Consider the following 17,602-nt stretch of genomic DNA (forward strand, 5'->3'; position numbering starts at 1 on the left):
CGCATCAGACGGCCATCGAGCTCGGCACCTCGCATTGGAGGAATTTGTCGAACTCCGGCAAGGCCATCGGGCGGGCGAACAGATAGCCCTGCGCTTCGTCGCAGCGGCAGTCGCGCAGCGTCTCCATCACCTCTTCCGTCTCGATGCCTTCCGCGACCACCTTCAGGCCGAGCGCATGCGCCATGTGGACCAGCGCGCCGACGAAGGCGTCGCCGTTCGCATCGAGGGACTGTTCGAGGAAGAACGAGCGGTCCAGCTTGAGCACGTCGACGGGAAAGCGCTTCAGGTACGACAGGCTCGAATAGCCCGTGCCGAAATCGTCCAGCGCGAGCTTCACGTCGAGCCGCTTGAGGCGCCGGAGCACGTCCACGGATTGTTCGGTGTCCTCGATCAGCGCGCTCTCCGTCAGCTCCAGTTCCAGCGCGCGCGCCGGGAAGCCGGACTCGCGCAGCGCCTGCTCCACCTCGGCGACGAGACCGGCCGTGCGCAGCTGGCGGGCCGACACGTTCACGGACACGTGCAGCGTCATCCCGTACTTGTCGCTCAGGTGCCTGCCCACGCGGCAGGCTTCGAACAGCACCCAGCGGCCGATCGCCTCGATGTGGCCGCGCTCCTCCGCGATCGGGATGAATTCGAAGGGCGACACCTGGCCGAGGTCCGGATGCTTCCAGCGCAGCAGCACTTCCACGCCGCGCAGGCGCAAGGTGCGCACGTCAACGCGGGGCTGGTAGTGGAGCTCGAACTGCCCGAGCTCCAGCGCGCGCCGCAGCGCCGCCTCGATCTGCAGCCGGCGCCGCGCTTCCACGCTCATCTCCGGCTCGAAGAACTGGTACGAGCTTTCGCCCAGCGCCTTCGCCTTGTACATCGCGGTGTCCGCGTTCTGGAACAACAGGTCGGCCGTCGCGGCGTCCTGGCCGGACAGGCTGATGCCGATGGAGGCGCCCACGCACATCTCCAGGCCGTCGATGTAGAACGGGACGGTCAACGTCTTGAGCAGCCGTTGCGCGATGCCGGCGGCGGCGGCGCGGCCCGTGCAGTGGGCCGCGACGACGAATTCGTCGCCCCCCAGCCGCGCCACGACGTCGCCCGGCCGCATACACGACTGCAGCCGCTGGCCCACCTGCTGCAGCAGCACGTCGCCGGCCGCGTGGCCCAGCGAATCGTTGACTTCCTTGAAGCGGTTCAGGTCGATGAACATCACGGTCGTCGCGGCCTGGCTGCGCGCCTGCGCGAGCATCGCCTTCAGGTGGTCGTTGAGCCATGCGCGGTTGGGCAGGCCCGTCAGATCGTCGCGCGTGGCCAGCTGTTCGAGGCGCTCCTCGGCGAGCTTGCGGTCGGAGATGTCGTGGAAGAACACCGACAGGCCGTCCTCGCGCGCATACACCCGGAGGCTGAGCCAGACGCCGGCCGGATCGTAGAACGCCTCGAACGACGCGTTCTCGCGCCGTTCCATGGCACGCCGGTAGACCCCGGCGATCTCCGTGCCGGCCAGCCCGGGCGCGATGTCCCACAACACATGGCCCGTCGACGTGCCCGGCTCGACGCCGGCAAACACCTCCGCCAGCGTGTTGGCGTAAGTGATCTCCCATTTCCGGTTGACCGAGAAGAAGCCGTCCTCGATGCTTTCCAGGATCGTGCGCACGTGCGCATGCGCATGCTCGACCCGGTGCAGCATCTCCCGTTCGCGCGTGATGTCGCGCGACACGAGCACGGCGCCGAACACGGCGCCGGTGACGGGGTCCGCGACCTTGCGGACCTTCGTGCCGAGCGAGATGTAATGGCCGTCGCGATGCTGTTTGCGGACCTCGATGACCTCGTCGATGTCTTCGCCGGCCAGGATGCGCGCGAGCACCACCGACGCCGCCACCTGGTCGTCCGGATGCAGGAAGCAGACGGCCGGCTGTCCCACCATCTCCGCCGCGGCGCGGCCAAGCACGGTCTCGTACGACGCCGACAAATGGATGTAGCGGCCGTCGATGCCGCAGTGCGCGATCAGGTCCATGCTGTGATCGACGATCAGGCGGTGCTCGGCCTCGCTCCTCAGTGCGCGGTCGAGCGTGGCCCTTTGTTCGGTGACGTCGGCGAAGGCGCCGCTGTAGCCGTCGCGGTGCGGCAGGCCGGACACGACGAGACGGCGCACGCCGGCAGCGCCGCATCCGATCTGGACCTCATGATGAAACGGCGCGTGCCGTGCCATTGCATCCGCGACGCAGTGCGCGACGTCCGCCCCGTCGGCGGCGGCCCAACGGTGCAGCCAGTCCGGCAGGGACGATCCGCTCGTGAAAGGCGGCAGCAGATCCGGCCCATGGTCGACCGCGGACTTGCAGATGCCCTGCGTATCCGTGGTCCAGATGCTCGCGATGAACGATGTGGGCTGATGCATGGGGTCTCGAAAAGTGGGAACCGAAGGTGTCTGCCGTCATTATGCGGCGAGACTATTGCCGTAGGAAAACTCCTACGTGTATTTGACGGGATTTGTTGCCCAGCTACAACTGAACCAGACGTGAGGGCGGTGCGGCGTGCGAGGAGGAAGAGGACGTGAGCGCGGGCCGGCCGCGTGGACCGGCCCGCGCGGGGAAGCGGGTTACTGGCGCAGCAGCGTGCGCAGCGTGCGCGACAAGTCCTCGGCCGAGAACTTGGCGACGTAGGCGTCGGCGCGCACGTTCTTGACGTGTTCCTCGTTCGTCGTGCCGGACAGCGAGGAGTGGATCACGACCGGCATGTTGCCGAAGCGGGCGTTGGACTTGATGTTGCGGGTGAGCGTGAAGCCGTCCATTTCCGGCATTTCGAGGTCGGTCAGCACCAGCGCGACCTTGTCGTGCACCGTCTTGCCCTCGGCCTCCGCGGCTTCGGCGATGTGGTTCAGCTGGTCCCAGCACTCCTTGCCGCTCTTGGTCATCACGAACGGCAGGCCCATGGCGTCCAGGCCCTGCTCGATCAGCGCGCGCGCCACGACCGAATCGTCGGCCGCGAGAATCACGGCGCCCGGCTTGAGTTTCATCTTGTTGCCGACGGCCTGTTCGATGTTCTCGGTGTGCGCGTCGGGGTTCAGGTTGCGCAGGATCGTCTCGACGTCCAGCACCTGGGCCAGGCGGGCCGGCTGGCCGTCCGCCGCTTCCAGGCGCGCGATGCTCGTGACCATGCCGCTGCCGGCGCTCTTTTCGGCCGACATCACCTGCGTCCAGTCGAGGCGCACGATTTCTTCCACGCTCTCGACGGCGAATGCCTGCGTGGTGCGCGCGAATTCCGTCACCAGCATGATGTTCAGACCGGTCTTGGGCGTGACGCCGGCGATGCCCGGCAAGTCGAGGACCTGGATGATCTGGCCACGCAGATTGACCACGCCGAGGACGTGATCGGGCGCGCCGGCCACCTTGGTGATCGTCGGCATGGCGACGATCTCGCGAATTTTAAAGACGTTGATGCCGAACAGCTCGCTGTGCTCGCCGCTGGCGTCGCCGCCGAGACGGAAGAGCAACAGCTCGAATTTGTTCGTGCCCGTGAGGTTGCTGCGCTCGTCGACTTCTTGCTGAACCGATTTCATGTCCCATCCCAAAAGGTTGATTCTTTTGGGAAATTCTAGTCGTGAACCGTGTATCGGTGTAAAGACCAGCATGAATCTCCGTCACTTTTTGGCGATTTCGCACAAAAAAACCACACCCGTTTGACGAAATCGTAACGCCCCGCCGGACCGCCAGCCGCTTTTCGCTCAGTGTCCCGTGTAAGGCAGACAACTGGTGCCGTTCTCCCTGGTGCCGACGAGGGCCGCGACGTTTTCCGGGCTGTCGCTGAACTTGACGGGCATGTGCGCGACGGTGGCCAGGTGCCGGTCCAGCACGGCCCTCAGAATGCGTGCCCGGTCGCGTCGGGCTCGCGGTGCGGGATGTCGACGTAGAACAGGTGGACCAATCCCGCCGGGGGTTGCCTTGATCAATCGTCACGCCCGGTCCGCGCGTACCGCTTACCGCGATTGTCACATCAACGGCCCCGCAAACTTTCACACTTTGTCGCGTGGCGCCCCGGCGGCACCGGCCGCATCGACCTCGCGCAGCGCCTGCCGCGCCATCTCGAGAATCCCTTCGAACGATTTGGCCGCCGCGATGAAGCGCCCGTTGTGGCAAAAGCCCGCGTCCGGCACGCCGGTGACGGCCGCCAGGTCGGCATCGCGCAGGCCGGCCCAGGCCGCGGGCAGGTCGGCGCGCGCATCGAAACTCTCGGCACTGACCGGCACCGTGTGGATCATGTGGCGCTGCTCGGCCAGGCTGTAGCTGATGACGAACAGGACTTTCGGCATTTCCTTGCGCACGACGGCCGTCCACGGCAGCGCCGCGTTCTTGAGGAACAGCACGCGGCCGCCCTCGAGCACCTCGGCGCGGCGCACCTGATCGACGGCGAGCTGCGCGCCCACGCGGTATTTGACGGCGTTGATCATCAGGTCCGTCAGCAAATCCAGCACGCGGCGGAACTGCGCGTCGCGATAGGCTTCCGCCGCCGGGCCATAGCCCAGCCGCTGCTCGTCCATCCAGTTCGGGTTGAAGCCGGATACGATGGCGGACAGGCCATAGCTGCCCGGCGCGTTGCGGGCCGCGCCGACGTCGGACAGGTCGAGGTATTGCACGACGTCGGCATCGATCGCGTAGGCCATCTGCTGGGCGGCCTCGTCCGTCAGCTTGTAGCCCGCGTGCCGCTCGGCCAGCAGCGCGACGCAGCGCGCGCCGTATTCCCGCCACACGAGGCCGGCACTGGCATACGGCACCCCGCTGGCGCGGGCGCCGTCGAAACCCTTCTGGTGGTGGTCGAAGCGGCCTTGCGCCGGATCCCACACGCCGCCCACGTCGATGGCGACGTCGGCCTTGGCGATTGACGCCGGGTCACGCGTGCGCACGAGGTCCGCCTCCGGGTACAACAACATCAGGACGGCCACCGCCCACGCATCGTCCGCGTGGAATTTGCCGCCATGGGTCACGATCAACATGCTTGCTCCAGTCTGAATATGCAAGCCCGATGATACCGGCTTTGGCGGCAACGCCGGGCACGGGTATCATGATGGGTGTTCCCAGCCGCCTCACACGACCTCGAAGGAAACGCCATGCCGATCCGCTTCCCCGCCCTGCCCCTCGCTTTCGTGCTGAGCCTCGGCCTGGCACCGGCCGCCGCGCGCACGGACGCGCAGGCGAGCGCGGGCGCGGCGAAGGGCTCGCTCGTGATCGCCGGCGGCGCGCTGCGGGCCGACAACGCCCCGGTGTGGAAAAAGATCGTGGAACTGGCCGGCGGTCCGGGCGCGCGCATCGCCGTGTTCCCGACGGCGGCCGGCAATCCGGAGCGCTCCGGCCGCGCGACGGCCGAGATCCTGGCGAGCTACGGCGCCCGTCCCTTCGTCGTGCCGCTGTCGGCGCACCTGGCCGGCACCGACGTGCACCGCGCCGCCGACGACCCGCAGCTGGCCGCCAGCGTGCGCGCGGCCGGCGGCGCGTTCTTCACCGGCGGCGACCAGGGCCGCATCACGGCCGCGCTGCGCCACGCGGACGGCGGCAACAGCGCCGTGCTGGACGCCCTGTGGGATCTGTACCGGCGCGGCGGCGTGATCGCCGGCACCAGTGCGGGCGCCGCCATCATGAGCAAGACAATGTTCTACGAAGGCCGCGCGCCGCTGCCCACGCTGCGCGACGGCATCACGGACGGCCGCGACGTCGCGCCGGGCCTCGGCTTCATCGGCGACGACGTCTTCGTCGACCAGCACCTGCTCATCCGCGGCCGCTTCGCGCGCATGCTGCCCGCCATGCTGGCCAAACATTACCGGCTGGGCCTGGGCATCGACGAGAACACGGCGGCCGTCGTCGCGCCGGACCGGTCGATCGCCGTCGTCGGCTACAAGGGCGCGCTGCTGCTCGACCTGGGCCAGGCCAGCGTGGACGCGGCGCGCGCCGGCTTCAACGTGGCGGGCGCCCGCATCAGCTATCTGGACAGCGGCGACCGCTACGACCCGGCCAGCGGCCGTTTTACCCCCGGTCCCGACAAGGAAAAGGTCGATCCCGCCGATCCGACCTATCGCGGCACGCTGTTCGCCCCGGACATCCTCGGCAACACCGCCGTCGTCGACCTCCTGATGAAGCTGTGCGACAGCGACCAGACCCGCGCCACCGGCATCGCGTTCGGCGACCCGGCCGGCGCCGCGGCGGACCGCGGTTTCGAATTCATCTTCACGCGCACGGCCGAGAGCGAGGGTTGGGAATCGAACCGGGCCGACACCTATTCCGTGTACCGCGTGCGCATGGACGTGCGGCCGGTGCGGCTGACGTTGCCGCTGTACCACGTCGAGTGAAGCTCAGCGGGCGATCGACACCGCCAGCGTCTCCTTGACCTCTTCCATCACGACATAACTCTTCGACTGGCCGCCATCGGCCACGTGCAGGATCTCGCCCAGCAGCCGGCGGTATTCCGTCATCTCCGGGATGCGCGCCTTGATCAGGTAGTCGAAATCGCCCGACACGAGGTGGCATTCCATCACCTCTGGAATCGCCAGCATCGCGCGGCGGAAACGTTCGAACGCTTGCTCGGACTTCTGGCGCAGCGTGATCTCCACGAACACGAGCACCTGCAGCCCGAGCGAGCGCGGTGTCACGCGCGCGTGGTAGCCGGCGATGACGCCGTCGCGCTCCATCCGCTTAACCCGCTCGATGCAGGGCGTCAGCGACAGGCCGACGCGCTCGGCCAGGTCCTTCATCACGATGCGGCCGTCTTCTTGCAGAATGGAGAGGATGTGCAGGTCGATGCGGTCCAGCACACGGTTCGAGTCTTTTTGCACGCGCATGATTGTTTACTAAAAAGTAAGTCGAAAACAGAAACTATTATGGCAGACCCACAACTAAAATGAAAACAATTTCTAATTCCTAAATAACCAGAGACACAGGGAAAAGCTATGCGCGTCATCGTACTCGGCAGCGGCGTGGTGGGCGTGACCACCGCTTATTACTTGGCCAGGGCCGGCCACGAGGTGTCCGTCATCGACCGTCAACCCGGTCCGGCCCTCGAGACCAGCTTCGCCAACGCGGGCCAGATCTCGCCGGGCTACGCCTCGCCGTGGGCGGCGCCGGGCATTCCGCTGAAAGCCTTCAAATGGCTGTTCCAGCGCCACGCGCCGCTGGCCATCCAGCCCGACGGTTCCCTCTTCCAGCTGCAATGGATGTGGGAAATGTATAAGAACTGCGACGCCGACCGCTATGCCATCAACAAGGAACGTATGGTACGCCTCGCCGAGTACAGCCGCGATTGCATCCGTGCGCTGCGTGCCGAGACGGGCATCGCGTACGAGGGCCGCCAGCAAGGCACCCTGCAGCTGTTCCGCACGCAGGCGCAGTTCGACGGCGCCGCCAAGGATATCGAGGTGCTGAAGGAAGCCGGCGTGCCGTTCGAGGTGCTCACGCGCGCGCAGCTGGCCAGTGCCGAGCCGGCGCTGGCCCACGTGCGCGAGAAACTGGTCGGCGGCCTGCGCCTGCCGAACGACGAGACGGGCGACTGCCAGCTGTTCACGACGCGCCTCGCGCAGATGGCGCGCGAACTCGGCGTCCGCTTCCAGTTCGACACCGCCATCGAGCGCCTGGACATCGCGAACGGCCAGGTGGTCGGCGTGCATACCGACAAGGGCCGCGTGACGGCCGACCGCTACGTGCTCGCGCTGGGCAGCTATTCGCGCCTGCTGCTGCAAGACCAGTTCCGCGTGCCCGTCTACCCGCTCAAGGGGTATTCGATCACCGTGCCGATCGTCGACGCCGCCAGGGCGCCCGTGTCCACCATCCTCGACGAGACCTATAAAATCGCCGTCACCCGCTTCGACGACCGCATCCGCGTGGGCGGCATGGCGGAGATCGCGGGCTACAGCAAGGCGTTGAATCCGCGCCGCCGCGAGACCTTGGAACTGGTCGTGAACGACCTGTTCCCGGGCGGCGGCGACGTGTCGCGCGCGACGTTCTGGACCGGACTGCGCCCGATGACGCCGGACAGCACGCCGATCGTCGGCGCCACGCCGCTGAAGAACCTGTTCCTCAACACGGGCCACGGCACCTTGGGCTGGACGATGGCATGCGGCTCGGCCAGCGTCATCGCGGATCTCGTCAGCGGCAAGGTCCCGGCGATCCACGCCGACGACCTGGCCGTGTTCCGCTACGCCGGCACGCGCCCCGCCGCCATGCGTCCTGCGCTGGCCAAGGCATGAACGCGGCCGCCCGTCCTTCCCACGTGGCGCAGGCCGCGCGCAACGGCGCCGTGCTGACGGTCGACCTGGACGCCATCGCCGCGAATTACCGCCTCCTGGTGGAGCGTGCCGGCGGCGCCGCCGTCGCCGGCGTGATGAAAGCCGACGCGTATGGCCTCGGCATGGCGCGCGTCGCGCCGGCGCTCGTGCGCGCGGGCTGCCGCGTGTTCTTCACGGCCCATGTGGACGAAGGCATCCGCCTGCGTGACATCGTCCCTGCGGATAGCGCCATTTATGTGCTCCATGGCCCGCCGCCGGGCACCGCCGCCGACTTCGTCGGGCACGGTTTGATCCCGGTGCTGAACGATCCGGGCCAGGTGCGCGAATGGAACGCCTTGTGCGCACGACTCGGCCGCCGCCTCGCGTGCGCGGTGCAGGTCGACAGCGGCATGTCGCGCATGGGGCTTTCTTCCGCCGACCTGGCGGCGCTGGGCGAGGCGCGCGACTGGCTGGCCGCGTGCGAGCCGGTCCTGTTGATGAGCCACCTGGCCTGCGCGGACATGCCCGGCCATCCGCTGAACGCACGCCAGCGCGCACGCTTCGACGCCATCCGCGCGCGGTTCCCGGCCATGCCGGCGAGCCTCGCGAATTCGTCGGCCGTCTTCCTCGGTCCGGACTTCCGCTACGACCTCGTGCGCCCGGGCGCCGCGCTGTACGGCATCAATCCGCAGCCGGACGCGCCCAATCCGCTGCGCCAGGCCGTCTCGCTCGACGCCCGCATCGTGCAGGTGCGGACGATCGAGGCCGGCGACGCCGTCGGCTACGGCGCCCGCTACGTGGCGGACGGCACGCGCCGCATCGCCACCATCGCCGTCGGCTACGCGGACGGCTGGCTGCGCGCGCTGTCGGGCCGGGGCTGCGCCTACGTCGACGGCGTGCGCGTGCCCATCGCCGGCACCGTGTCGATGGACAGCATCACGCTGGACGTCACCGGCATTCCGGAAGCGCGCCTGCAGCCCGGCATGACCGTCGAGCTGCTCGGGCCGCACCAGCATGTCGACCAGGTCGCGGCCGAAGCGGGGACGATCGGGTACGAGGTCCTGACGCGGTTGGGCGCGCGTTTCGAGCGGCGGTACGTGCACGAACGGTGACAATGTGCGTACCTGTGCCGATGGCGAACTGATATCGTTAACCCTCGTCCACAACGCATCGAAGGAATGTCGCCATGGAAGCCTTTTCCGTAGCCGTTTCGCTGGCCATGTTGACCGCGCATGCGCCGGCGTGCCCGCTGACGCAGTCCCTGGTCGACCGCTACGGCATCTCGTTCTCGGGTTTCACGAAGGCGATTCCCGCCAGTCCGGCGCCCGACACGGCGCATGGCGGGCCGTTCGCGCGGCTCGTGATCCCGGACGACAGCAAGGTTGCCGACGGCTTCCGCCACACGGTCGTCGTCGACACGAGAACGAAGAAGGCCTGGATTCTCCGCACCGGCGGCTTCGTCGGCGTGGTCGAGTGGTATGGGCCCGTCGACGCCGGCGACGCATCGGTCGCCGGCTGCCGGCTCGAGCCGAAGGCTTGATCCCATGCGCATCCTGTTGACCGGCTCCTCGGGCTGGCTCGGCCGCTTCCTCGCGCCGCTGCTGTGGCAGGCCGGGCACGATCCGTTCGGGCTCGACGTCGCCCCCGGCCGGCACACGCACCGGGTGGGCAGCGTCACCGACGCGGCCCTGGTCCGGCGCCTGTTCGCCGAACACCGCTTCGACGGCGTGATCCACGCGGCCGCGCTGCACAAGCCGGACATCGCGCGCTACCCCCGCCGGGCCTTCATCGACGTGAACGTGACCGGCACCCTGAACCTGCTGGAAGCGGCCGTCGCGCACGGGGCGAGCCGGTTCGTCTTGACCTCGACGACGTCGCTGATGATCACACAGGCCATCCGCGACGAGACCGCCCCCGCGGCCGTGTGGCTGGACGAGACCAGCGGACCGCTCCTGCCCCGCAACATCTACGGCGTGACCAAGCGCGGCGCCGAGGAGCTGGCGCGGCTCTTCCATGCGGACCACGGCCTCCCGGTGGTGGTGCTGCGGACCGCCCGCTTCTTCCCCGAGGACGACGACACGCACCGCGCGCTCGCCGGCGAGAACATGAAGGCCAACGAGTTCCTGCACCGCCGCCTGACCGTGGAAGACTGCGCCCGGGCGCACGTCGCCGCGTTCGACCGGGCGCCGGCGCTCGGCTTCGGCCTGTACATCGTGTCCGCGCCGACGCCGTTCGGCCGCGCCGACGCCGCCCAGCTCAAGGCCGATGCGCCGGCCGTGATCGCCAAATACTTCCCCGACGCCGCCGCGCTGTACGCCGCCCGGGGCTGGACGCTGCCGGCGCGCATCGGCCGCGTGTACGATGCGGCCGCGATCGAGCGCGACCTCGGCTTCCGCTGCCGGACCGACTTCGCCGCCGTGCTTGCCGCGTTGCGCGACGGCGGGCCGCTGCCCTTCGCGCACGATCCGGCCTACACCTCACCCAACGATCATTTCTTGCGATGAAGCAGGCGGGCGCTGACCGGCCTGCCCGCCACGTATTCGATGAACTCGATATGGTTGATGTCGTACACCAACGGAAAACTGATCCTGACTTCCTCGCCCGGGCTGCCGCAGCTGCCGGGGCCGAGTGTCAGCAGATACGTCGGCATGCTGCCCGGGGCGCCGGCGACGAATTTCCTGCCGCGGCCATCCCGGTACACCGTGCCGGGGCGTTCTTTCTTCTGCACGAATTCGCGGACACACGCGGGCGCCGATTTGTTCGGTTCGCGCCAGGAGATGGTCGCGTCCTTGATCGTCAGGCCCGCATAGGGGGCGTCCTGGTTCTCGTCCACCAGCCAGCGTCCGTGGAACGTCAACGGCTCGGCCATCGATGACGGGCCGCAGCCGAGGCCGAGGAAGAATGCAAGCAGGCGCGCGCGCAAAACAAGTTTCATGAAAATTGACCGGTGATCGCAAATACCGAAATACAAATGGAGAAAATCTCGCTACATATTTTGCACATTATCGGGGCTATAGTGGTGAAATCGGTTTTTCCAACAATAGGAGAGTCACCAACATGATGAAACACCTCTTGATTGCCGCCGGTGCCGCCTGTCTTCTGAGCGCCTGCGCCCAGGACCCGGCCGCCGGCGGGCAACAACCTTCGCGCGAAGACCGGGAGGCACCGACCGGTAGCATGATCCCTCGCCGCCACGCACCGGGCGGCCCCCAGGTCATCAACAAGGACCAGATCGACACGAACCAGATCTTGAATCCAGGCGCCACCCAGCCGCACGTGAAACCCTGGCCATGCGCACGCGGCGGGCGTGAATCTTGAACAAAAACCTGTTATCGTGACAACGTAATACCAAGCTACTCCACGAAACAGTTCGAGAAACACCGGAGGCCGCATGTCTGCATTCCGTTTCTCAGTCGCGGCGGCGCTCGTCCTCGCCGCCGGCGTCCATGCGCAGGTGTTGGACGGGCCGCCGGCGGTGGACGTCATGACCGCCGTTCCCGCGCCGCCCTTCAAGATCGAGACCCTGCCGCGCACCTACATGGGCAATGTCGCGGACACGGGCGAGACGCGCATCTTCGACAACGGCAGCGCCTTCGGCGTCTACCGCACCGATCCGAGACTGGTCGCCGGCATCAACCTCACGCGCCACGTCGCCATCGAGACGGGGTACACGAACCTGGTGAACCGCGGCCCCTACCTGGCCGATTACACCCGTCCGGACGATGTCGGCGGCGCGCTCGGTGTCAAGGGTTTCCACAGCTATCTGGCCACGAGACTGGAGGTGCCGCTCGACGAGCGGCTCCAGTTGATCGGCAAGCTGGGCGTGGCCCACAGCGAGTTCAACCGCCCTGTCCTGCGCAGTGCGTCGGCACGCGAGATCGACATCGGGGCCTATGTCAGCCTGGGCCTGCAATACCGGCTGGGCAGCAATGCAACGCTGGTCAGCGCCTGGGAACGATACGGCACGACCGCACAACGCTGGGGCGTCAACACCAACAACAATGGCTTCAGCATCAAGCTGAACATGGATTTCTGAGACACAATGGCCGGAGGTATGGTTCGGCGGCGGCCGAAGCGTCCCGGCGCGCGGCGCGCTAGCATGCGGGCATGGAACTCATCGATTACCTGAACACCCATTTCGTGACCCGCGCGCACCTGCTCGCGGCCTGCGCCACCGACAGTGCGCGGCTTGACGCCTGCACGCGCGCCGGCACGATGCCCGCACCGTCGTACCGGCTGAAAGTCCGGATCGACTGCGCGTCATTCTTCGGCGACCACGTCGAAGACCACGCGATCGACTGGTATGCCCGCGGCTATGTGGACTGGCTGCGCATGCTGTTGGACGGCGCGGACGATCCGTACGCCGTGTTCGCGGCGCGCTACCGGGCCGCGCTGGAGGCACAGCCTTTGCGCCACGCACTGCCGGCGCCGGAACTGGCCGCCGATGCGCATGTGCAAAGCGAGTGGCGGCACTTCATCGCCGGCACCTACGGCCTGTGCACGCGCACCGGCCTGCCCGAGGACGTCGCGGCGAAGGAACTGGCGATCCGCGTCATCCGCGCGCTGACGGACGACGGCAGGCAGCTCGACGGCGCCGGGCGCGAACGGCTGGCGGCGGCCATCGACCTGCTCGACCGTGCCAGCAGCCCGTTCGCGCCGCACGAGCGCGCGCGCAGTTCGCGCGGCCGCTACGTCGATGCGCTGCGGCCGTGAAAATGGCGCCGGACCTGTCACAAACCGGCGCACCGCCCCGTCTAATGAATAGAAGGCTGCATTCCGCAGCCTCGTTCATCGAAAGGACACATCATGTCGCACGCCGCCCGCATCAACCTGTTCACCTTGGCCCCGTCCGCCCTGAAAGCCATGATCAACCTGTCGCAGACCGTCAAACAGGGCGCGCTGGGCCCGCGCCTCGTCGAACTGGTCAACCTGCGCGTGTCGCAGCAGAACGGCTGCGGCGTCTGCGTGGACATGCACTGGCGCGACCTGATCAAGCAGGGTGCCGACCCGCGCCACCTGAACAGCGTGGCCGCGTGGCGCGAATCGCCGTTCTTCAGCGAGCGCGAACGCGCGGCGCTGGCCTGGGCCGACGCCGTCAACGCCCTGCCCCACCGCGACGACACGGACGCCGCCTGGCCTCTGGTCCGCGAGCATTTCAGCGAGTCCGAGATCGCGGAGCTGGGCTACACGATCGCCGTCATCCGCGGCTGGAACGCGATCAATCTGTCGCTGCGCAATCCGATCCCCGTCGAACCGCCGGCAGGCATGTGATCAGCATACGGCGGCCGGGTCGAACAGCGGATTCTCGATGAGCCCCAGGACGTTGCCGAACGGGTCCTTCAATTCCGCCACCTTGATGCCTTCGCCCACTTCCTGGACGGCTGCATGGACGGTCGCACCGAGGCCGACGACGCGCGCGACCTCGGCCGCGATGTCGTCCACGCCCCAAAAGGCCGTCGAGCCGTTCGTACCCGGCGTGCCGTCCGGAACGAGGCCCAGCTCGAAACCGCCCACGGCAAAGCCGACGTAGAACGGCTGGTCGAAATACGGCTGGACGCCGAACACGTCGGCGAACCAGGCTTTGGCGCGGCCGAGGTCGGCCACGGGATAGGTCACGGTGCGCAATCCTTTGATCATGGAAGTCTCCTGTCGAAAACCGACATGATGCCCGTTCCGCGCCGCCGTGGATTGGAAAAATGGAAGCCTAGCTGAACGGCAGAGCGCCCAGCAGGCCGACCAGGGTGCGCGCGTATGTCCCGTCCGGATCGAGGTCGGGATCGAACACGGTCACCGTCATGCCGGCGCAGCGCGGGTCGGGCACGAGGCCGGACAGGATGATCGCCAGGTCGGCCGGTGCGATGCCCGGCGATCCCGGGCTATCGACGGCAGGCATCACGGCCTCGTCGAGCACGTCCACGTCCAGGTGCACCCAGAAGCGCTGGCCAGGGGTCGCGCCGAGCGTGCGTCGGATGCGCTCCAGCACGGCGTGCGGCCCCATGTCGTTTGCGGCGAACACGTCGATGCGGTCGATGGCCGTGTCGTTCACGTCCGGCCAGGCGAAGTCGGGATTCCGTCCTTCCCGTTCGCCGATCTGGACGACGTGGCGGTCGTGCACGAGCGGCGACGTGACGTCCGGCCAGTCCGTCATCAGCGCCTCGCCGCGGCCCGTGGCCAGCGCGAGGTCCATGCCGGCCACGGCGCCGAGCGTCGCCGCGGGGTCGTAGTTGCCCGGATGGCGGAAGTCGCTGTGGCCGTCGATGTGGACGAGGGACAGCGGCCCGGTGCGCCGCGCGCCCGCCAATGCCCCCAGCAGGATCGAACAGTCGCCCCCGACGACGAGTGCGAATTCGCCGCGCGCGCAGACCGGCGCCACGTGGCCGGCCAGCGCCAGGTTGAAGTCGCGCATTGCCAGGCCGTTGCGTAGGCGCGTGCCCGGATCGGGGCCGGGTTTCCAGGCCGGCCGCGCCATGATGACCGGGTCGCGGGCGCCGACGGCATCCAGCAGGCCCGCCGCGAACAGGGCGGCCGGTGCGCACCAGGTACCGGGTTCGTGGCCGGGACGCAGCGGGCGCAGGCCGAGATTCGGGGGAGCGGCGATGACGATCATGGTGGGGCGGGTACGAAGGATTGCGGGGTCGCATCCGCGAACTGGCGGAACGCGTGAATGAGATGGGACTGGTCGTAGTAGCCGCAGTCGACCGCGACGCGCGCCCAGTCGACGTCGCCGGACCGGTGGCGCAGCGCGGCATGCGCACGGCGAAAGCGGCACACCATGGCGAACGTCTTCGCGGGCAAGCCGACGCGTTCGCGGAACAGCAGCGCCAGGTGCTGGCGCGAAACGCCGAGATCGGACGCCAGGTCCTCGATGCGGACGGCGCCGCCGCCCGCCTCCACCCGTGCGACGGCCGCCCACACCAGCGCGTCCGCGCGCACCGGCTCGCGCGTGCGCAGGCGCGCGAGCAAAGCGCGTTCGATGATGGCGCAACGGGCCGTCGTCGTCAGGTCGCGGGCCCACAACGATTCCGCCAGCGCCTCCGCCTGCGCGCGTGGCCACAAGTCGGCCAGCGCCGGGTGGCCATCCTGCAGTTCGCACAGGGGCAGGTCGAAAAAGGCGCGCGCGGCGCCGGGCAGGAAGCGCACCGCGACCGTCAGCACCGGCGCGGCCGTCTCCACATGGTGGGGGCGCGACATCATGCCCGCGACCTTGCCCAGCGGCGCGCAATCCTGCCACAGGATGTCGATGCAATTGTCGGGCAGTACGCGCGTGCGCACGGGCGCGCCGTCCGGGACGGCGTGGCTCGTCCACAGGCACGCCACATGAGCCGCCAGCGCGGGATGCGGCGGGAATTCGCGGTACAGGTGCATGGTGGCGTCAGTATAGCCGGCGCGGCGCCGTTCGCGGCACCACCCGATCCCGAATCGGATGCCGCCACGGCTTTGAGCGACACGAACACCCGTACGATGCGCGGGCGCGAGCTCGTACCGCCCGGCCAAGGGGCAGCCCGAGCGCGTCAACGCGCAACAGCATATGCCGGGCGTGACGCGCCTTCGCATCACTGCATCGTATAGGTCTGCAGCGCCGTGTCGACGGCGTAGTTGCGCGCCGTGTCCCAGTACGTGAAGCTGTAGCGCACGACGTCGCCGATCTTCAGGCCGCCCGCGATATACGTGTTCGTCGTGCCGTCGAGGCGCATGCGCACGTTCTGCTGGGTGCCGTTGTTCACGGTGTAGTGGACGTCGGCCCAGCTGCCGGTGGTCGCCGTGAACTGCAGGGTCGTCGCGGAAGTCTGCGTCACGTACGTCGGGCCGGACGGCGGCGGTGGCGTCGTCGTGCCCGAATCCCACACGATGTCGTCGATCGCGAACTGGAACGTGGATGCCGGCAGGTTGTTCGCGTCGCTGGAGATCATGAAGACGTCGAACAGGGACTGCAGCGCCACCTTGGTCCCGATCAGCGTGGACACGGGGATGCTCCCCTGCGCCCAGTCGCCGTTGCGCACGAGGCCATAGGCCGTCGTATTGGCCGGGAAGTTCACCCAGTTCTGGTTCGTGTACGTATCGCCCACGCCGATGTTGAACGAGACGTTCGCCGGAATCTTGATACGGAATTTCATGGTCCCGTTGCGGTAGTTCGTCAGGTCGCGGGCCTCGCGCGCCTGCACGCCGCCGCCGAACCACTGGCCGGGAGCGTTGTAGCTCCAGGCGATGACGTTGGCGCCCTCATACGGCGGCGTGTTGCCGGCGCCGGACGATGCGCTGTTCCACAGGAAGATGTCGGAACTCGTGCCGGCCACCAGCTTGTTGTTCACGGGCGTGTTGTCCGTGAACACGCCGAACTTGCCCGCCACTTCCGGGACGGTCTGGTTGCCCAGCTTGACCGACCCCTTGCCGTCCAGCTGATACACACGGATATAGTCGACGTACATCGTGCCGGGCAGCGGGGCCGTCACCTGGCCAGGGGTTGCGGCGTCCGTGAAATTGCCGCCGACGGCGAGGTTCAGCAGCAGGTAGAACGGCGCCTGCAGCGACGTCGAATTCACGGGCAGCGGCGCGTCGTACATATCGTGCTCGATCCCGTTGTCGACGGTGGTGAAACGCATTGCGCTCTCGGTCCAGTACAGCCGGTAGGTCACGAAGCGGTTCGCCAGCGACGTCGCCGGGACATACCAGTTCTTCGTCTGCCACGCGGTCGAGGCGGCGCAGCTCTCGTTGCCGGGTACGCAGGCGGCCTGCTGCCAAGTGATCACGTTCGAGCCGACGAAGTTGTTGGCCGACGGCGACCCGGCCGCCGCCCGCACGGACGCCTTGTGGCCCATCTCCATGATGTCGATCTCGCCGTTGCGCGGCCACGTCTGCGGGCTCGTGCCCAGCATCCACGCGGCCGGCCACAGGCCCGTCGCGATGTTGGGGGTGCTTATGCGGATTTCGATCATCCCGTACTGCACCTGCACCTTCCCGTGGCTGTCGATCTTCCCGGACGTGAAGACATTGCTGCCCACCGTCTGGTTCTGCGCGCGGATCGCGAGCGCGCGCGTACCCGGCTCGAACGGCACGTCGGCGATCGAGACGTTGTTCGGGCTGTAGTACTCCAGTTCCTGATTGCCGTAGCCGCACAAATTGATCTGGCAGCCGTTGCCGTCCGTGGCGGTCCAGCGCGATGCGTCCAGGCCTGGCCCGTTGAATTCCTCGGACCACAGCAGCTGGCCGATGGCCGGGCTGGTGACGCTGGCTTGCGCGTACAGGCTGCACGCCAGCAGGCCGGCGGCCGCCGCCGCGTGGAAAGCTTTCCATTTCAAGTGATGTTTCTGGTTGTCGTTATTCACTTCGACTCCTCTGTTTCACTGCACAGAATTGTGGACGTCCTTGCGGAAC

General features: G+C 67.8%; 19 protein-coding genes. 9 read left to right on the top strand and 10 right to left on the bottom strand.

Features of this window, described 5'->3' with window-relative positions:
• Nucleotides 1-4 precede the first annotated feature (4 nt).
• The 4 genes from BVG12_RS05865 to BVG12_RS05875 all read right to left on the bottom strand — a co-directional run bounded on the left by BVG12_RS05865 (nucleotide 5) and on the right by BVG12_RS05875 (nucleotide 4,975).
• Nucleotides 5-2,383 (bottom strand): putative bifunctional diguanylate cyclase/phosphodiesterase, encoded by a 2,379-nt coding sequence (locus BVG12_RS05865; RefSeq protein WP_075791599.1) that lies wholly within the window; start codon nucleotides 2,381-2,383, stop codon nucleotides 5-7.
• Between the two features lie 201 nt (nucleotides 2,384-2,584).
• Nucleotides 2,585-3,544 carry a chemotaxis protein gene (locus tag BVG12_RS05870; protein WP_075791600.1) on the bottom strand — a complete coding sequence of 320 codons (960 nt, stop codon included), beginning with the start codon at nucleotides 3,542-3,544 and terminating at the stop codon, nucleotides 2,585-2,587.
• Between the two features lie 165 nt (nucleotides 3,545-3,709).
• Nucleotides 3,710-3,838 (bottom strand): hypothetical protein, encoded by a 129-nt coding sequence (locus BVG12_RS35495; RefSeq protein ID WP_267877477.1) that lies wholly within the window; start codon nucleotides 3,836-3,838, stop codon nucleotides 3,710-3,712.
• Between the two features lie 159 nt (nucleotides 3,839-3,997).
• Nucleotides 3,998-4,975, bottom strand: coding sequence for an MYG1 family protein (locus BVG12_RS05875; protein ID WP_075791601.1), 978 nt, complete (start codon nucleotides 4,973-4,975; stop codon nucleotides 3,998-4,000).
• A gap of 114 nt (nucleotides 4,976-5,089) precedes the next feature.
• Here BVG12_RS05875 and BVG12_RS05880 point away from each other — a divergent pair, with 114 nt between their 5' ends.
• Nucleotides 5,090-6,322, top strand: coding sequence for a cyanophycinase (locus BVG12_RS05880; RefSeq protein WP_075791602.1), 1,233 nt, complete (start codon nucleotides 5,090-5,092; stop codon nucleotides 6,320-6,322).
• A gap of 3 nt (nucleotides 6,323-6,325) precedes the next feature.
• On the opposite strand, the gene BVG12_RS05885 is transcribed toward BVG12_RS05880, so the two are convergent.
• On the bottom strand, nucleotides 6,326-6,811 hold the full coding sequence (locus BVG12_RS05885) for an Lrp/AsnC ligand binding domain-containing protein (RefSeq protein ID WP_075791603.1): 486 nt from the start codon (nucleotides 6,809-6,811) through the stop codon (nucleotides 6,326-6,328).
• A 108-nt stretch (nucleotides 6,812-6,919) separates the two neighbouring features.
• Between BVG12_RS05885 and BVG12_RS05890 the strand changes: the two genes are divergently transcribed.
• The 4 genes from BVG12_RS05890 (at nucleotide 6,920) to BVG12_RS05905 (ending at nucleotide 10,734) form a co-directional block, all read left to right on the top strand.
• Complete coding sequence (locus BVG12_RS05890) at nucleotides 6,920-8,212, top strand: D-amino acid dehydrogenase (RefSeq protein ID WP_075791604.1); 1,293 nt, start codon at nucleotides 6,920-6,922, stop codon at nucleotides 8,210-8,212.
• Nucleotides 8,209-9,342 (top strand): alanine racemase, encoded by a 1,134-nt coding sequence (gene alr, locus BVG12_RS05895; protein ID WP_075791605.1) that lies wholly within the window; start codon nucleotides 8,209-8,211, stop codon nucleotides 9,340-9,342. The genes BVG12_RS05890 and alr overlap by 4 nt, the downstream gene beginning before the upstream one ends.
• A 74-nt stretch (nucleotides 9,343-9,416) precedes the next feature.
• Entirely contained in the window at nucleotides 9,417-9,770 is a 354-nt protein-coding gene (locus BVG12_RS05900) for a hypothetical protein (protein WP_075791606.1), read from the top strand.
• A gap of 4 nt (nucleotides 9,771-9,774) precedes the next feature.
• Nucleotides 9,775-10,734: an NAD-dependent epimerase/dehydratase family protein gene (locus BVG12_RS05905; RefSeq protein ID WP_075791607.1), complete on the top strand. Its 960-nt coding sequence runs from the start codon at nucleotides 9,775-9,777 to the stop codon at nucleotides 10,732-10,734.
• On the opposite strand, the gene BVG12_RS05910 is transcribed toward BVG12_RS05905, so the two are convergent.
• Nucleotides 10,719-11,165, bottom strand: coding sequence for a hypothetical protein (locus BVG12_RS05910; protein ID WP_156895557.1), 447 nt, complete (start codon nucleotides 11,163-11,165; stop codon nucleotides 10,719-10,721). The genes BVG12_RS05905 and BVG12_RS05910 overlap by 16 nt on opposite strands.
• Nucleotides 11,166-11,287: 122 nt before the next feature.
• Here BVG12_RS05910 and BVG12_RS05915 point away from each other — a divergent pair, with 122 nt between their 5' ends.
• The 4 genes from BVG12_RS05915 to BVG12_RS05930 all read left to right on the top strand — a co-directional run bounded on the left by BVG12_RS05915 (nucleotide 11,288) and on the right by BVG12_RS05930 (nucleotide 13,501).
• Nucleotides 11,288-11,548 (top strand): putative periplasmic lipoprotein, encoded by a 261-nt coding sequence (locus tag BVG12_RS05915; RefSeq protein ID WP_075791609.1) that lies wholly within the window; start codon nucleotides 11,288-11,290, stop codon nucleotides 11,546-11,548.
• Between the two features lie 73 nt (nucleotides 11,549-11,621).
• Nucleotides 11,622-12,266 (top strand): putative outer membrane beta-barrel protein, encoded by a 645-nt coding sequence (locus BVG12_RS05920; protein ID WP_075791610.1) that lies wholly within the window; start codon nucleotides 11,622-11,624, stop codon nucleotides 12,264-12,266.
• Between the two features lie 71 nt (nucleotides 12,267-12,337).
• Nucleotides 12,338-12,943 (top strand): DUF6058 family natural product biosynthesis protein, encoded by a 606-nt coding sequence (locus BVG12_RS05925; protein ID WP_075791611.1) that lies wholly within the window; start codon nucleotides 12,338-12,340, stop codon nucleotides 12,941-12,943.
• Between the two features lie 93 nt (nucleotides 12,944-13,036).
• Nucleotides 13,037-13,501 (top strand): carboxymuconolactone decarboxylase family protein, encoded by a 465-nt coding sequence (locus BVG12_RS05930; RefSeq protein WP_075791612.1) that lies wholly within the window; start codon nucleotides 13,037-13,039, stop codon nucleotides 13,499-13,501.
• Here the strand turns inward: BVG12_RS05930 and BVG12_RS05935 are convergent, their stop codons facing one another.
• From BVG12_RS05935 to BVG12_RS05950, 4 genes are all read right to left on the bottom strand, one after another.
• A complete protein-coding gene (locus BVG12_RS05935) occupies nucleotides 13,502-13,867 on the bottom strand; it encodes a VOC family protein (RefSeq protein ID WP_075791613.1) in 366 nt (121 codons plus the stop codon).
• 67 nt (nucleotides 13,868-13,934) lie between these two features.
• A complete protein-coding gene (locus BVG12_RS05940) occupies nucleotides 13,935-14,837 on the bottom strand; it encodes an arginase family protein (RefSeq protein WP_075791614.1) in 903 nt (300 codons plus the stop codon).
• Complete coding sequence (locus BVG12_RS05945) at nucleotides 14,834-15,595, bottom strand: helix-turn-helix transcriptional regulator (protein ID WP_075791615.1); 762 nt, start codon at nucleotides 15,593-15,595, stop codon at nucleotides 14,834-14,836. The genes BVG12_RS05940 and BVG12_RS05945 overlap by 4 nt, the downstream gene beginning before the upstream one ends.
• Before the next feature lie 188 nt (nucleotides 15,596-15,783).
• Complete coding sequence (locus BVG12_RS05950) at nucleotides 15,784-17,553, bottom strand: glycoside hydrolase family 16 protein (RefSeq protein ID WP_075791616.1); 1,770 nt, start codon at nucleotides 17,551-17,553, stop codon at nucleotides 15,784-15,786.
• Nucleotides 17,554-17,602: the final 49 nt, after the last annotated feature.

The organism is Massilia putida (assembly GCF_001941825.1).
GTDB classification, from domain to species: Bacteria; Pseudomonadota; Gammaproteobacteria; order Burkholderiales; family Burkholderiaceae_D; genus Telluria; species Telluria putida.